This is a genomic window from Acidovorax sp. GW835-FHT14B10 (genome assembly GCF_058793725.1).
Window position 1 is genome coordinate 112,095 of sequence record NZ_JBXAGC010000006.1, and the last position, 14,130, is coordinate 126,224.

Below are 14,130 nucleotides of genomic sequence, written 5' to 3' on the forward strand. Positions count from 1 at the left end.
TTTGGCTTGTCGAAGGGCGCACATCGACGTGCGAAACAGGCTTCGAGCCAACGGCGTCGGCGACGGGCGCGATTCTTTATCGCTATATCAGGATGCCTGGGCGGGTATGACAGGCGTGGATTCGCTACGTTTTCCTAGACCCTGGACACCGACCACCATCCCCGTCGCGCCTTGTGAAACCGCTGGCATATAAGGCCATACCGAGACAGGTTTGCAGAATCCGCAACTTATTACGACGCTGATAGCGTGAGCGTCACTGTCGAGCCTACGTCCCGATGCTCGACCTTCTAGCGGCCGATGAATTTTTGCACATTGGGCACATGACAGCCACCGGTAAAAGCGCACTGGTGAGAAGTGCTCAAGCACCCATGACGGACCGGGCCTCGGGGCTCGTTTCCTACACAGACAACTGCCCGACCACGGGGTCGGCGTCAAAGGAGTCGGCCATGTAGTTCTTCTCCTGGAAGGAGACGGAGCATGCACGAGAACAAGAATGATGCACCAACATCAAAGGTGTTCTACCGCCCGATCGAAGCGTCCATCCGCTGGGCTGGGCTGCTGCGATACGAGCAGGTGATCCTGGCCTCGGTTTTATCGCCAAGGAATCTGCCACAGTCGTTGGATTGCCCGCGCTGGGGCGAACTGCGGCTATACACCGACCGAATCTACGACGGCATCCTCAATGGGGAACTGCCCTTCGGGCAGAACGGCATCACAACACGCGATACCGCACTGATCGAGTCCCTTGATCTGACGGTTCGCCACGTCGATCTGAAGCGCTGGATGCGCCAGCACTACCCCGAGCAGCGGCCCGGCTTTCTCTTCTCTCGCAGCGAACGCATCGCCCATCCCGTCATCTCCCTGGAGACCGGCCAAGCCATGCTGGTCGAGCGATTGGCCCTTAAATCCGCTCTGGAGCAGTGCAAGCGCCAAATGCGCGAGCTGCAAGAACAGCACGACGCGCTACTCAAGCAGTCCACGGTCATTCCCGCCTGCGCGCAATGCCCCATCAGCGACCGGGCCGAGGCCACCTACCTCCACATCATCGGCACCATGCTGGAACTGATGCTCGGCCAATCCCCGTCGGGCACACCGTATTCCAGTTTCAATAGCCAAGAAGCTATCGCTACCGCGATGATCGCGCATCACGGCGAACTCATGGGCATTACCGATCGCACGCTGCAAGCCAAGTTTGCACAAGCCCGCCGCAAGCTGCGGGCCGCCGTTTCCTGAGATTTGCAAGCCCGAATCTGCGGTCACGGAAACCGCATTTACGGTGGCCTGAGACAGAAGTCGACATTTGAATAGGTGTCACGCCAACAAACGCCACTGAGCGTTCAGGAGTGACCGCCATGTCGCAGATACCTGTACTACCGCCCAACGAGCGCCGCATCTTGCGTCTCGATGAAGTCGAGGCCAAGTCCGGCTTCAAGCGTGCCCACATCTACAACCTGATGCGTGCCGGCAAGTTCCCCCAGGCGCTGCGTCTGGGCGTGCGTGCAGTGGGCTGGGATTCGGTCGAGATCGACCAATGGATCGCCGAACGCCTCAACAATCGCACCTGAGCGGCTCTCCCTCGGAATTCCCTATCCCTAGACGGAGAGCGCCATGCAGGTGGTATCCATCATCTCGACCAAGGGCGGCGTCGGCAAAACGACCACCGCAGCCAACCTCGGCGGTCTTGCCGCCGACGCGGGCTTGCGCGTACTGCTGCTCGACCTCGACGTGCAGCCCACGTTGTCGTCCTATTACGAACTGGCCCACCGCGCGCCCGGTGGCATCTACGAGCTGCTGGCCTTCAACGAGCGCGATCTCGACCGGCTCGTGTCCCGCACGAGCATCGCGGGCCTGGACCTGGTGCTCTCCAACGACCACCGAGGCGAACTGAACACCTTGCTGCTGCATGCGCCGGACGGGCGCCTGCGGTTACGCCATCTGTTGCCGGTGCTGGCGCCTCTCTATGACCTGCTGTTGATCGACACCCAGGGCGCGCGCAGCGTCTTGCTGGAGATGGCCGTGCTCGCCTCCGATCTTGCGCTGTCGCCCGTGACCCCGGAAATCCTCGCGGCCCGCGAGTTGCGGCGCGGCACCATGCAGTTGCTGGAGGACATCGCGCCGTACCGACACCTCGGCATCGAACCGCCGCCGCTGCACCTGCTCATCAACCGCGTCCACCCCGTGTCCGCCAACGCGCGGCTGATCCAGCAGGCCCTGCGCGACCTGTTCCAGGAGCATGCCGGCATCCGTGTGCTGGGTACTGACGTGCCGGCTATCGAAGCCTATCCGCGCGCTGCGACCCGCGGCCTGCCGGTGCATCGCGTCGAGTACCGACAGCCACCGGGCAGAGTCGCGCCAGCCGCGCTCGACACCATGCGCGCCCTTGCCAGCGAGTTGTTCCCGCAATGGCAGGATCAATTGGCCTTCGTGTCCGGCCGCCCGCAGCGTCCTTCTGAGACTGGGAGGCAGCATGGCAAGCGCACATGAACTGGCCCGCGGCCATAAGCGGCTACGCGTCCTGATCGAATTTGCGATCAGCGAAGGCTGGCACGTCAAGCGCACACCGGGTGGACACCTCAAGTTCACCAAGGTCGGCTGCGCCGCGATCTACACCAGCTCGACCGCGAGCGACCACCGGGCGACCCTCAACGCCCGCGCGCAGATCCGCCGTGCCGAGCGCCAGGCCCAAGCCCAGGCCGCGAGCGTAAAGGAATGCGGCCATGGCTGATATGAGGTCCCAGGACATGGCTGGCAAGCTGCTTGCCGCCGGGTTCGAACGTAGCGGTCCATCCGCCACCGCCTTGAGCGACCCGATTGTCGACACGCCGATGGTCGTGACGTTAGACCAGTTGCGTCCCTACGATCACGATCCACGCAAGAAGCGCAATTCCGCCTACGAGGAAATCAAGGCATCCATCCGTGAACGCGGCCTGGATGCGGCGCCGGCCATCACGCGCCGTCCAGGCGAAGATCACTACATCATCCGCAACGGCGGCAACACGCGGCTGGCGATCCTGCGTGAACTCTGGTCGGAGACCAAGGACGAGCGATTCTTCCGCATATCGTGCTTGTTCCGCCCCTGGCCCGCACGTGGCGAGATCGTCGCATTGACCGGGCACCTTGCGGAGAACGAGCTACGCGGCGGGCTGACGTTCATCGAGCGAGCCCTCGGCGTCGAGAAAGCGCGTGAGTTCTACGAAGAGGAAAGCGGCGCCACGCTGAGCCAGTCCGAACTGGCTCGCCGCCTGGCCGCCGATGGCTACCCGGTACAGCAGTCGCACATCAGCCGCATGGTCGATGCGGTCCGCTATCTGCTGCCCGCGATCCCGACCGTGCTCTATGGCGGATTGGGCCGCCACCAGGTCGAGCGGCTATCGGTCATGCGCAAGGCCTGTGAACGCACCTGGGAGCAGTACGCCAAAGGCCGCTCTCTTCCTCTGGATTTCGACGGCTTCTTTCAGGAAGTGCTGTCGCAATTCGACACGCAGGCTGACGAGTTTTCGCCGCAGCGAGTGCAAGACGAGCTGATCGGCCAGATGTCCGAATTGCTGGGCATCGACTACGACGTACTGGCGTTGGACCTGACCGAATCGGAGAGCCGTCACCGTGCGTTGGTCAGCGACCCGACGCCGCCATCAGCGCCGCCCGCATTGCCTGAGCCTGGGGCCATCGCGCGACCGCCGGTTGAATCAGCACCATCCACTATCACGCCTGCACCACGTCCAGGCCATGCAGCGGCCGCGCCCACGCGGCGCGAGGACGACACGGCCCCGAGGGAGGCCTCCGCGGCTAGCCCTACGGCAGGGGTCGGCGATTTGCTTCAGGAGCACATCATCTCCCCGGCACCAACGACGGAGCGGCTCCAGTCCATCCAGCGCATGGTCGCCGATCAGTTAGGCGATGCGCTACCGCCCGATTTCTCAGCCAACGTGTTGCAGTCGATTCCAGTGCAGGCCGGTGGCCTCTATCCCATCTCGGACATCTGGTATATCGACCCTGGACTGGATACGCCCGATCGGCTACGCATCCACATCGCGCAGTTCGCGCGCGAGATCGCAGGCGAGGCCGAGCTGGACGAGTACGTCGCGGATCGTCCCGATGGCATCGGGTTCGCGTGCCGCGCCCAGGCCCGGCCTTCGTCGCCCCTGGGACGCGCCGTGCTCGCGCTGCTGGTTTCTCTGGCCGGTCAGCCGCCGGCCGACGTCGGCTTGGACAGCGGGCAAATCGTCACCGACCTGCCGGCACTGCTGCACGGCCAGGACGATGCGGCCTTGCGATTGAGCGACACCGCGCTGGTCAAGCTGTTCCGACTGCTGCGGTTGGCCCGACGCCTACTGGACCTGGAAGCCGGCGCTGTCGGTTCTGGGACCTGAGCGAGGGATGCCAGCATGTCCGCACCGAACCCACTCAATCAGGCCGTCCTCGCCCAGGCGCTCTACGACCTGCGCAACGGCCAATTGCGTCGATGCAAGGCGATGGGGTTCGGGGAGGAAGAGTTGGATGCGCTCAAGCATCCAGCGCTGATCAGCGTATTGGCCAATGCCAACGTCTCCTGGTGCTCTGTCTCCGTGAACCGCGAAGTGCTCCGACGCTTGCTCAAGCAGGCGCAGGACGTGGAGAAGGAGATCGCCACCGTCGATCGCATGCTGCGCCTGGGCGCCAGTACGGAAATGGTGAGTCGCTTCTACGGGCTTACGCATCAGGAAGTCGCGCTACGACGCGAAGTTCTCGGTCTGCCCAAACGCAAGGGGCGCCATCCGGTTCTGGACGAGGAGCAGGACACGGAACTGTGGCGGCGCTGGAAGGCCGTGACCAACAGCAGGAATGTCGATCTGGAGGACGAAACCTCGGTCCTTGATGCGGCAATGGACCTCGCCGAAGGCATGGAACTGCCGCTGTCGGTGGTCTGGGCTGCGATCAAAGGCTGGATCGATCAAGGATTGGGTTGAGTTATGGCCGTGGATGACTCAGCACCACGAGCATCACGCCATGGCCCCGTCGCCCTCGCTGATCTGTTCGACAGCGCGCTGAAAGACCTTGCGCCCAAACCCCGGGCGCCCGCATCCGCACCTGCATCTGCACCGTCGCCTGGGTCAACATCTGGTGACGGTTTCCTTTTCAGCGGCAATCGTCACGAGAGCGTGCCGCGGCGGCTCTTTCTCGACCGACGCCTGACACCGCTGGAGCGCAATGCGTGGCAAGTGTTTCGGATGATGCTCAACGAGGATGGCGTCACTGCGTTTCCGACATATGAGCAACTTCGGCCATGGCTCGCATCAACACCCTGCGCTGGACAAGCCTCCCACGAGACCGTCGCACGCGCGCTGACGCTGTTGCGCCTGACACGCTGGTTGAGTCTCGTGCGGCGCAGACGCGACCCCAAGACCGGCCGTATTCTCGGCAACCTCTATGTTCTGCACGACGAGCCCTTGACTCCATTCGAGGCGATGCAGCTCGACGCAGACTACTTGCAGCTCGTCAGCCAGGCTCTGGGCCACTCGGCCAAGGCCGTTCAGGTCGTGGGTCTGCACACCCTCAAGGAGATCGCCGAAGACCCGTTGCTGTCCGGCCGCACGCTGCCCTCGCGGCTGCAGGTCCTTGCCGAACGCCTCGCCAGCCAGGGCATCGGGACGCAAGAGAGTTATCCACAGGAGGACATGGTTCACGATTCCGAAGAAGGGGCTCCAAGCCTTCTTCGGAATCCCGAGCACCCGTCTTCGGAATCCGAAGCAGGGCCGAAACCCGCGTCAGACGGCTCTCTTCGGAATCCGAAGCAGGACCGTACTGTACGTAGTAGTCGTATTAATGAAGTACGTACTACCGCGCGCGAGCGTGGGCAGGTGCGCGCGATGCAAGGTGTCCGCTTGCCTGATCGCTTCCTTGGTTTGAAAGAAGAGCAGCAGGCCGGGGCGATGGTGGCATTGCAGCAGGTCGATGTCCCGCTGCGTCAGGCCGTGCTGGACGAATGGGCCGATCGTTGTCGCGGCAACACCATCCGCAACCCGGCCGGCTACCTGTTCGGCATCATCCAGCGCGCCATCCGTGGCGAGTTCAACGCGTGGGCCAAGCAGGCTGGCGCGACAGCACCCCCCACCGCCGCGCGAGATGCGCCGTCTGAGGCACCACGCAATGTGGTTCCACCCGAGGTGGCCAAACAGCACATCGAACGGCTGCGTGACCTTCTGCGCAAGAGCTGATCGTTACGAGCGGCATGGTCATGAAGCAGACATCCGTGGCCGTCAGTAGAGCTATCCCCAGGGGATAGATGTAATGCAAGGCGTAACGCCGACAGGTACGGCCCGGTACTTTCGTCCACCGCACTGCAATGGCGCCGGTTTCAGGAGCGACGCTGACATTCGCGCAAACAGCGCTCCATGGCGTTTGATGGAGCTATCCCCTGGGGATAGCTCGTGCCTCGGGCTGGCACTGCCACGACAACCGGGGACTGATTCATTTCGGTTTGTTGACTGACTGCCTTCCGTTGCGTGTCGATCCTGACGGCTCCTGTTCCACAGCGGGCGGTCACCATGGCAACCAACGAACCTTTACAACTCAATCTCGGCTCCTTGCGCAGCGCGATGTCGCTGACGCTTCACACCCACCACGCCTCGCGCATCTGGCATGGGCGTGCCGCCGCTGAGGGGCGGCCGGGCATTGTCGGGCTCAACGGCTACATCGCCGTGATGAACAAGATGAAGCGCGGATCGGAGCAAGACGACCCGTACAGCGACTGGTGGATGTTGCGCATCGAGGAAAAGCTCGACCAGACCAAATCCACGCTGCAATCGCTGCGCGAGCAAGTTGACCAGGCGCTGGCCGGCGTACCCGCAGCATTGAGCCTGGGCGAAAACCTCAACGTGCAGCCGGTGAAGCTCCCCTTGTTTGTGAACGCGCAGCTCGGCTTCGCGGCGGTCTATCTCCTGGCCGACTACGACGACATCGCCCGCAAGTTGATCCTCGCCCATCACACCGCGCTGATCGATCGCTCGACATTGGAGCGCTGGCTCAACGAAGGCGCCCACGCGCTGCGCAGCCTGTTCAGTCTGGCGCAGCAGTACCGCTACTCGGGCTGCACCCGGGACGACTTCGCGGCCAAAAATGCCGCAGCGCGGGCGGCGCTGGAGAAGTTCGGCGAACTGCCCCAGGAGGTGCTCGAAGGCACACGCCGTTCGAAGTTTGCGCCGCCCATCGCGCGCCGTGGCCTGCAACAGCGCAGCGATGGTTCTGCCGCAGCGCCTCCGTCCGGCGATGAAGCCATCACTGCCGAGCCATCCGAAACCGCAGCCGGTGAGGACGAACCGGCATGAGCGATCTGAACCAACCGATCCGCTACTTCCGGGGCCTGCAACAGGAAGCCTTCATGCGGCTGGAACACGCGGCCTCTCTAAAAGGCCTTTTAAAGCCTTTTAAAGGTAAAGGGGACTTCGAGGCCTGGGCCAGCCAGTGCTTCGCCATGCGCGACGAACTGATTGGCTTGGCGCAGCGACAGGTGCTGCAACAGGCAGTCGGGCATCCCTTCCACCTGCTACCCATCGAGCTGGCCCAGCAGACAACTGGCGCGGGAACGACGTTCCTTCGCTGGCGCAAGCACGACCGCTCGGCCATGGGCGTAGCCCTGTGGCAGGAGCTGATGGCGAGCACCAGCACGCCGGCCAACCTGCTGGCCGACCTGCACGCGATCGAGCTGCAGCGCATCACGTTGAACATGCAGATCAGCCTGCTGCACACCTTGGGCAGGCAGGCGCAGGAATGCGCCAGCAAAGCGGCCGAGGCAGACAACGCCTACCTGCGCCGGCTCACGTCCACCCCACCCGCAATGCGCGATCGGTGATTGCGCCAGCCATCCCAGCACGCGCCCGGCGCCGACGAGGCACGGGTATTTCAACCACCACGGAGATCACACCATGAGCACGCATTTTTCTGGCGAAGGCAACATCGGCTCGCCACCGGAGTACCGCGAATTCCCCAATGGCAACGACGAGCCCACCCGCCTGCTGCGCCTGAACGTCTATTTCGACAACCCCGTTCCCAAGAAGGATGGCACCTTTGAGGACCGTGGCGGCTTCTGGGCGCCGGTGGAAATCTGGCACCGCGACGCCGAGCACTGGCAGCGCCTCTACCAGAAGGGTATGCGGGTGCTGGTGATCGGCCGCATGGAGCGCGAGCCCTGGACGGACAACGAAGATCAGCCACGCGAGACCTGGCAAGTCAACGCGCGCAGCGTCGGCATCCTGCCGTACCGCATCGAGTCTGTGGTCCTCAGCCCGAAGCCGCAGGAGGCAGAACCGAAGCCGCAGGCCGACCAGGAATCGACCGCGCCGAAAGAGACGAAGCGCAGGAAGTGACCCGGCACGGAGGGCGGCTGCCGCGGTGCTTAGCCGCCCTCCATGCGCCGCGAGCTATCCCCAGGGGATAGCTCCATCAACGTCCACTGACTTCCACGCGTACCCGCGAATCGCCGCTCCCGACCCGCATACCTCCGGCCACTCGCCATCCCCGCACAAGCCCTTCCATCCCGTGAAAGCGGTCGCCGCCGTGTGCCGCTTGTTTGCTGCTGCCCCCGGTGGTGCTCGGCATGCTCGATCCCAGCAACTCCATGAACCACGGGAATCGGATGGACGGATATGCGGTTGTTCTTGTGCGAGAAGCCCTCCCAGGGCAAAGACATTGGCCGGATTCTCGGCGCCACGCAGCGCGGTGAAGGCTGTCTCAACGGTTCCGGCGTCACTGTCACCTGGTGCATCGGCCATCTCGTAGAAGCCGCTGCGCCCGAAGCCTACGACGAGCAGTTGAAGCGCTGGTCCATTGAGCAGTTGCCCATCATTCCCCAGCATTGGCGGGTCGAGGTCAAACCGAAGACCGCCACGCAATTCAAGGTCGTCAAGGCGCTTCTGGCGAAGGCGACCCAGCTTGTCATCGCCACCGATGCCGACCGCGAAGGCGAGTTGATCGCTCGCGAGATCATCGAACTGTGCGGCTACCGCGGCCCCATCGAGCGGCTATGGTTGTCGGCACTCAACGATGCGTCCATCCGCGCCGCGCTGGGCAAGCTCAGGCCATCGGCCGAGACGCTGCCGATGTACTACTCGGCGCTGGCGCGATCGCGGGCCGACTGGCTCGTGGGAATGAACCTCAGCCGCCTGTTCACCGTGCTCGGTCGACAAGCGGGCTACGACGGCGTGCTGTCGGTCGGCCGCGTGCAGACACCGACGCTCAAGCTCGTGGTGGACCGCGACCGCGAAATTGCGGCCTTCGTGTCCGTACCGTACTGGGCCATCGACGTGTCCCTGTCCGCAAGCGGCCAGTCTTTCACCGCGCAATGGGTTCCGCCCGATGCCTACACCGACGACACGGGCCGCTGCCTGCAGCAGCCGGTCGCACAGCAGGCCGCGCAGCAGATCCGCGGCGCGGGCAGCGCGCAGGTGGTGTCGGTCGAGACCGAGCGCGTGCGCGAAGGCCCGCCGCTGCTGTTCGACCTGGGCACCTTGCAGGAGGTTTGTTCCAAGCAGCTTGGGCTGGACGTGCAGGAAACCCTGGAGATCGCCCAGGCCCTGTACGAGACGCACAAAGCCACGACGTACCCGCGCTCGGATTCCGGCTATCTGCCCGAAAGCATGTTCGCCGAGGTGTCCACGGTTCTCGACAGTCTGCTCAAGACCGATCCCTCGCTGCGCCCGTTAATGGACCAGCTCGATCGCTCTCAGCGCTCGCGTGCATGGAACGACAGCAAGGTCACGGCTCACCACGGCATCATCCCGACGCTCGAACCGGCGAACCTCTCGGCCATGAGCGAGAAGGAGTTGGCCGTGTACCGGCTGATCCGGGCGCATTACCTTGCGCAGTTCCTCCCTCACCACGAGTTCGATCGCACTGTGGCGAACCTAGCCTGCGGCCAGCAGAAACTGGCGGCCACGGGCAAGCAGGTCGTGGTGAAGGGCTGGCGTCTGGTACTGACCGAGCCTCAGCCCGACGAGGACGGCGACGCTGCGGCGCGCAGCCAGGTGCTTCCCGCGCTGCGCGAGGGCCTGGCATGCCTAGTGGCCGACGTCGATCTGAAGGCGCTCAAAACGCTGCCACCCAGGCCGTACACGCAGGGCGAACTTGTCAAATCCATGAAGGGAGTCGCCAAGCTGGTGACGGACCCGCGCCTGAAGCAGAAGCTCAGGGACACGGTCGGCATCGGCACCGAAGCGACGCGAGCCAACATCATCAGCGGCCTGATCGCACGCGGCTATATCGTGAAGAAGGGGCGCGCCATCCGCGCATCCGATGCTGCTTTCACACTGATCGACGCCGTGCCCGCGGCGATCGCCGACCCTGGCACTACCGCTGTCTGGGAACAGGCGCTCGACATGATCGAAGCTGGACAGCTTACGCTGGACGTATTCATCGGAAAGCAGGCTGCATGGATTTCGCAGTTGATCGCGCAGTACAGCATCGCGTCCCTGTCCATCAAGGTTCCCCAAGGGCCGGCATGCCCGCAGTGCGGCGCACCCACGCGTCAGCGCAGCGGCAAGAGCGGCCCGTTTTGGTCGTGCAGTCGTTACCCCGACTGCAAAGGCACGCTGCCGGTCGAATCCGGCACGTCCAAGCGCGGTGCCTCGCGCCCGCGCCGCAGCGGCCGCCAAGGGTCCTGACCCGACCCCGTTCCCCGTGAGCCGTGCCCGCCATCGGCGGCGTGGCCCTTGTCCCGCACGCCCTGCGGGACGCCCAGCGCGCAACGCCTTCTTGATCCGTGCGCGCGTCCCGCCTGGCCGCTCCGGCCACGGGACCTGAAGGTAGCTTCTCCGCGAACCGCATCCCGCGCGTTCTGCTGATCTGCATTTCTTCCGCCCACTGCGAAGGGTCTCCCGATGGCTTGTCGAACTGCACGAGCCACCCGGAGACCCTTCGTGGTCAGCGGTATTCGGTGCCGGTGCCCGCCGGCGCAAAAACGGGCTCCCTTTGTGCGCGGATGTGCGCCAGACGATGCCGGCCCCAGCCACGACATGGGCCGGGTGTGATTGCTGACAGCAGACGGTTTTAGCGACGACCGGGCCTGCCAATCAGCCCACGGGTGGTTCCTCTTTCCTCCCGAGCCGAAGGCCGCAGGGCCTTCGGCGCCTTTCTCCTGCCCATCAACGTCCCGGCCCCCCGCCCAACGGCCCTGGGCCACACGAACAGGAGACCCGACATGAACCCCCATCCTTGCCCCCCAACACGCGGCAGGCCGCGCAACGCGCCGCTGCTATACGGCAGCGTGTGCAGCGGCATCGAGGCCGTGAGCCTCGCCTGGCAACCCCTCGGCCTCGAAGCTGCGTGGTTCGCTGAGATCGAGCCGTTCCCGAGCGCTGTGCTCGCCCATCGTTACCCCCACGTGCCCAACCTGGGCGACATGACTGCGATCGCCCGCCAGGTGCGCGCCGGCACCGTGCCGGCGCCCGACATCCTGGTCGGCGGCACACCGTGCCAGTCGTTCAGCGTAGCCGGCGCGCGCCAGGGACTGAATGACCCGCGCGGCGCCTTGACCCTTGCCTATGTGGAGCTTGCAAATGCCATCGACCAAACCCGCCACCAAGACCGCCGCCCGCCGGCAACCCTCGTCTGGGAAAACGTCCCCGGCGTCCTCAACGACCGCAGCAATGCCTTCGGGCATTTCCTGGGCGCACTGGCCGGAGAAGGCTGTGCGCTCCAACCGCCAGGGGAAAAATGGGCGCACGCAGGTTGTGTGTCTGGACCCCGGCGCCGCATCGCCTGGCGCGTGCTCGACGCTCAATATTTCGGTGTCGCCCAACGCCGCAAGCGTGTGTTTCTTGTGGCAAGTGGTGGAGATGGCCTCGATCCCGTCGAAGTACTTTTTGAGCGCACAGGCCTGCTCGGGGATTCTTCTGCGGGCAGCGCGCCGTGGCAAGAAGCTGCCCGTGCTGCTGGATCGGGTGCTGAAGCAGCAGGCGGATACGCAGGACTGAAGCAGCCCTACGGCACGGTCACGACGACCTTCGGATTCAGTGGCGGCACCGGTCCCGTCGATGTGGCGGCATGTCTCATGGCCGCAGGCCCCAAGCACGACATCCGCACGGAGACGTTCATGGTGCAGTCGATCGCCGGCAGCATCGCCCACACCCTCGACACTGCCAACGGCGGCAAGGGCAGCAGCGAAGACGGTACGGGTAAGGGTGTGCCGATCATCGCTTTCACCGCGCAGGGCAGCGGCGCGGATGCCACGATGGATCGGGCTCCGACGCTGCGTGCAGGTGGGCACCGCAACAGCCATGCGAACGCCGGTGTCGTGCCCGCCATCGCCTTCGCGCAGAACAACCGCGGCGAAGTGCGTTTCGAGTCGGGCCATGGGCAGGTAGCTTGCACCGTCCTTTCCAACGGCAAGCCGGGCTATGGCGTGCCGATGGTGGCCTGCGTTGCCCTGCGGGGACGGCAGCAGGGTCTTACCGCAGAACTGGGCGGCGGCGTATCGGACGCACTGCGCACCAGCGGCGGCGGCGCTGACAAGCCCCATGTGCTGGCACACGACTTCGAGGCGCATTTCCGGTACGACTGGAATGACCCCGGCCCCGGAGATTGGGCGCACTGGCGGGTGCGGCGGCTAATGCCCGTGGAATGCGAGCGGCTGCAAGGCATGCCCGACGACTACACGTTGGTCCTCTATCGCGGCAAGCCCGCCGCAGACGCCCCGCGCTACAAGGCAATCGGCAATTCCATGGCGGTGCCGTGCGTTGCGTGGCTTGGCCAGCGGCTGGTGCAGTGCCTGCACAAGACGGGATCGACAGCTCCGGATTGATGCACGACGTCGCCAGCGGGCTACGCCATTCTTCCTCCTGCATTGCCGACGTGTCGGCAGCAGCCAGCAGCCGGGGTGTCCAGGCTGCCGTGGGTTCTACCCGCGCCACCCACCAGTTCGCCTCGGCATCTCACCGGCGAACGCTGCCCACCGGGGCATCGATGCCTCCTTTTTTTTTTCAACCCACGGGATGGCCGCCACGTCCCGTCGGGGGCATGTCGCCACCCGGTCGATTTCAGGACTTCCCATGGATAACATCACCAAGCAAGACCGCATCACGCTGAAGAACCTCAAGGTGGCCGACTTCGCCAGCGAGGAAACGATGTGCTTCAGCGCCACCGTCGTGTTCGACGGCACTCCCATCGCCGAGGCCCGCAACGACGGCCACGGCGGCTCGACGTTCCTCCACGCGCTCAATGGCAAGGCGGCGCTGCTGGCGCAGGCCGAAGCCTTCGCCAAGGGCCTGCCGCCTGCACCGCTCGACCTCGGCCACGAGGGTGAAGACCCTCATTACATCGACATGACGCTCGACTTCCTGATCGATGAACTGGCCGATGCCATGCACGCCGAGCGCAAGGTGCGAGCCGCGTTCAACCGCGACATCGGCAACAAGGTGCTGTTCATCAAGGACGGCAAACTGCTGTTCATCAAGGGCATCAAGCTCAAGGCCATCGCCGACCGCAAAGCGTACTTCGCTTCGCTGCGCGCCCGACAGGCCCAACCCATCGTCATTCTCGCCGAGCTTCCGCCCGAGCAGGCATTTGACCTGTGGAAGCAGCATGTCCTGGGCGACAAGCCCTCCTGACCCAGCGCCGACGCCCCCTCCTGACAGCCCCGCACTCGATGCGGGGCTTCTTTTTTCCGGTGCCCATCAATCGGGGCTGGGCCGGATGCCGTTTTCCAACTGACGCAGCGCGGCCCGCGCACGAAGCTGCCCGCATGTTCGCTGATTCGTCAGCACATGCCAGCAGCCAGGGTTTCAGGCTGCCGCGGGTCTCTCCTGCGTTGCCCACCAGTCCGCATCGCATCAAGTCTGCGGACGCGCGTCCCCGTGACGTCGATGCTTTTTATCAACCGCGTGCGGGAGCTGCCATCCCGTGAGGGACGAGGCCCCGCTTTTCCAAGGAGCCCGTCCATGTCCCAGCAAGCCTCTTTCGGCCAACTGGCCCTGACCTACTGCGGCAAGTTCCTGCCGCTCGAAGTCCTGCAAAGCGCCGCCGGTCACTACATCGGCACGCGCGATACCGAAGGCCCCGTTTCGCGGGAATCCCGCGAGTACTTCCGCAGCTATGCCGCGGCTCAACGTGCCCTCGAAAGAGGCGGCTGGTCCCAGCTCGCCATTCCCTGATCCAACTGGA

The 14,130-nt window shown here is 64.5% G+C and carries 14 protein-coding genes; all 14 read left to right on the top strand.

What is annotated here, in order from left to right; all coding sequences use genetic code 11:
* Window positions 1–477: 477 nt before the first annotated feature.
* Window positions 478–1,233 carry a hypothetical protein gene (locus AC1Q5S_RS06895; protein ID WP_003460276.1) on the top strand — a complete coding sequence of 252 codons (756 nt, stop codon included), beginning with the start codon at window positions 478–480 and terminating at the stop codon, window positions 1,231–1,233.
* 119 nt (window positions 1,234–1,352) lie between these two features.
* Entirely contained in the window at window positions 1,353–1,565 is a 213-nt protein-coding gene (locus tag AC1Q5S_RS06900; protein WP_003460278.1) for an AlpA family transcriptional regulator, read from the top strand.
* Between the two features lie 43 nt (window positions 1,566–1,608).
* Complete coding sequence (locus AC1Q5S_RS06905; protein WP_003460280.1) at window positions 1,609–2,484, top strand: ParA family protein; 876 nt, start codon at window positions 1,609–1,611, stop codon at window positions 2,482–2,484.
* Entirely contained in the window at window positions 2,468–2,725 is a 258-nt protein-coding gene (locus AC1Q5S_RS06910) for a hypothetical protein (RefSeq protein ID WP_003460282.1), read from the top strand. Before AC1Q5S_RS06905 ends, AC1Q5S_RS06910 begins: the two co-directional genes overlap by 17 nt.
* Window positions 2,718–4,370 (top strand): ParB family protein, encoded by a 1,653-nt coding sequence (locus AC1Q5S_RS06915; protein ID WP_047351295.1) that lies wholly within the window; start codon window positions 2,718–2,720, stop codon window positions 4,368–4,370. Before AC1Q5S_RS06910 ends, AC1Q5S_RS06915 begins: the two co-directional genes overlap by 8 nt.
* 15 nt (window positions 4,371–4,385) lie before the next feature.
* A complete protein-coding gene (locus AC1Q5S_RS06920; protein WP_003460285.1) occupies window positions 4,386–4,946 on the top strand; it encodes a DUF2857 domain-containing protein in 561 nt (186 codons plus the stop codon).
* A 3-nt stretch (window positions 4,947–4,949) separates the two neighbouring features.
* Window positions 4,950–6,194 (top strand): STY4528 family pathogenicity island replication protein, encoded by a 1,245-nt coding sequence (locus AC1Q5S_RS06925; protein WP_003460288.1) that lies wholly within the window; start codon window positions 4,950–4,952, stop codon window positions 6,192–6,194.
* A 330-nt stretch (window positions 6,195–6,524) separates the two neighbouring features.
* On the top strand, window positions 6,525–7,304 hold the full coding sequence (locus tag AC1Q5S_RS06930; protein WP_011489281.1) for a PFL_4669 family integrating conjugative element protein: 780 nt from the start codon (window positions 6,525–6,527) through the stop codon (window positions 7,302–7,304).
* Window positions 7,301–7,828 (top strand): DUF3158 family protein, encoded by a 528-nt coding sequence (locus AC1Q5S_RS06935; RefSeq protein WP_003460292.1) that lies wholly within the window; start codon window positions 7,301–7,303, stop codon window positions 7,826–7,828. Before AC1Q5S_RS06930 ends, AC1Q5S_RS06935 begins: the two co-directional genes overlap by 4 nt.
* Window positions 7,829–7,901: 73 nt before the next feature.
* Window positions 7,902–8,342 (top strand): single-stranded DNA-binding protein, encoded by a 441-nt coding sequence (locus AC1Q5S_RS06940; protein WP_011489282.1) that lies wholly within the window; start codon window positions 7,902–7,904, stop codon window positions 8,340–8,342.
* Between the two features lie 279 nt (window positions 8,343–8,621).
* Entirely contained in the window at window positions 8,622–10,634 is a 2,013-nt protein-coding gene (locus AC1Q5S_RS06945; RefSeq protein ID WP_455240161.1) for a DNA topoisomerase III, read from the top strand.
* 536 nt (window positions 10,635–11,170) lie between these two features.
* Complete coding sequence (locus AC1Q5S_RS06950) at window positions 11,171–12,772, top strand: DNA cytosine methyltransferase (RefSeq protein ID WP_047351292.1); 1,602 nt, start codon at window positions 11,171–11,173, stop codon at window positions 12,770–12,772.
* Between the two features lie 247 nt (window positions 12,773–13,019).
* Window positions 13,020–13,577 (top strand): hypothetical protein, encoded by a 558-nt coding sequence (locus AC1Q5S_RS06955; protein ID WP_003290183.1) that lies wholly within the window; start codon window positions 13,020–13,022, stop codon window positions 13,575–13,577.
* Window positions 13,578–13,907: 330 nt separating this feature from the next.
* Window positions 13,908–14,120 (top strand): hypothetical protein, encoded by a 213-nt coding sequence (locus AC1Q5S_RS06960; protein ID WP_003290186.1) that lies wholly within the window; start codon window positions 13,908–13,910, stop codon window positions 14,118–14,120.
* Window positions 14,121–14,130: the final 10 nt, after the last annotated feature.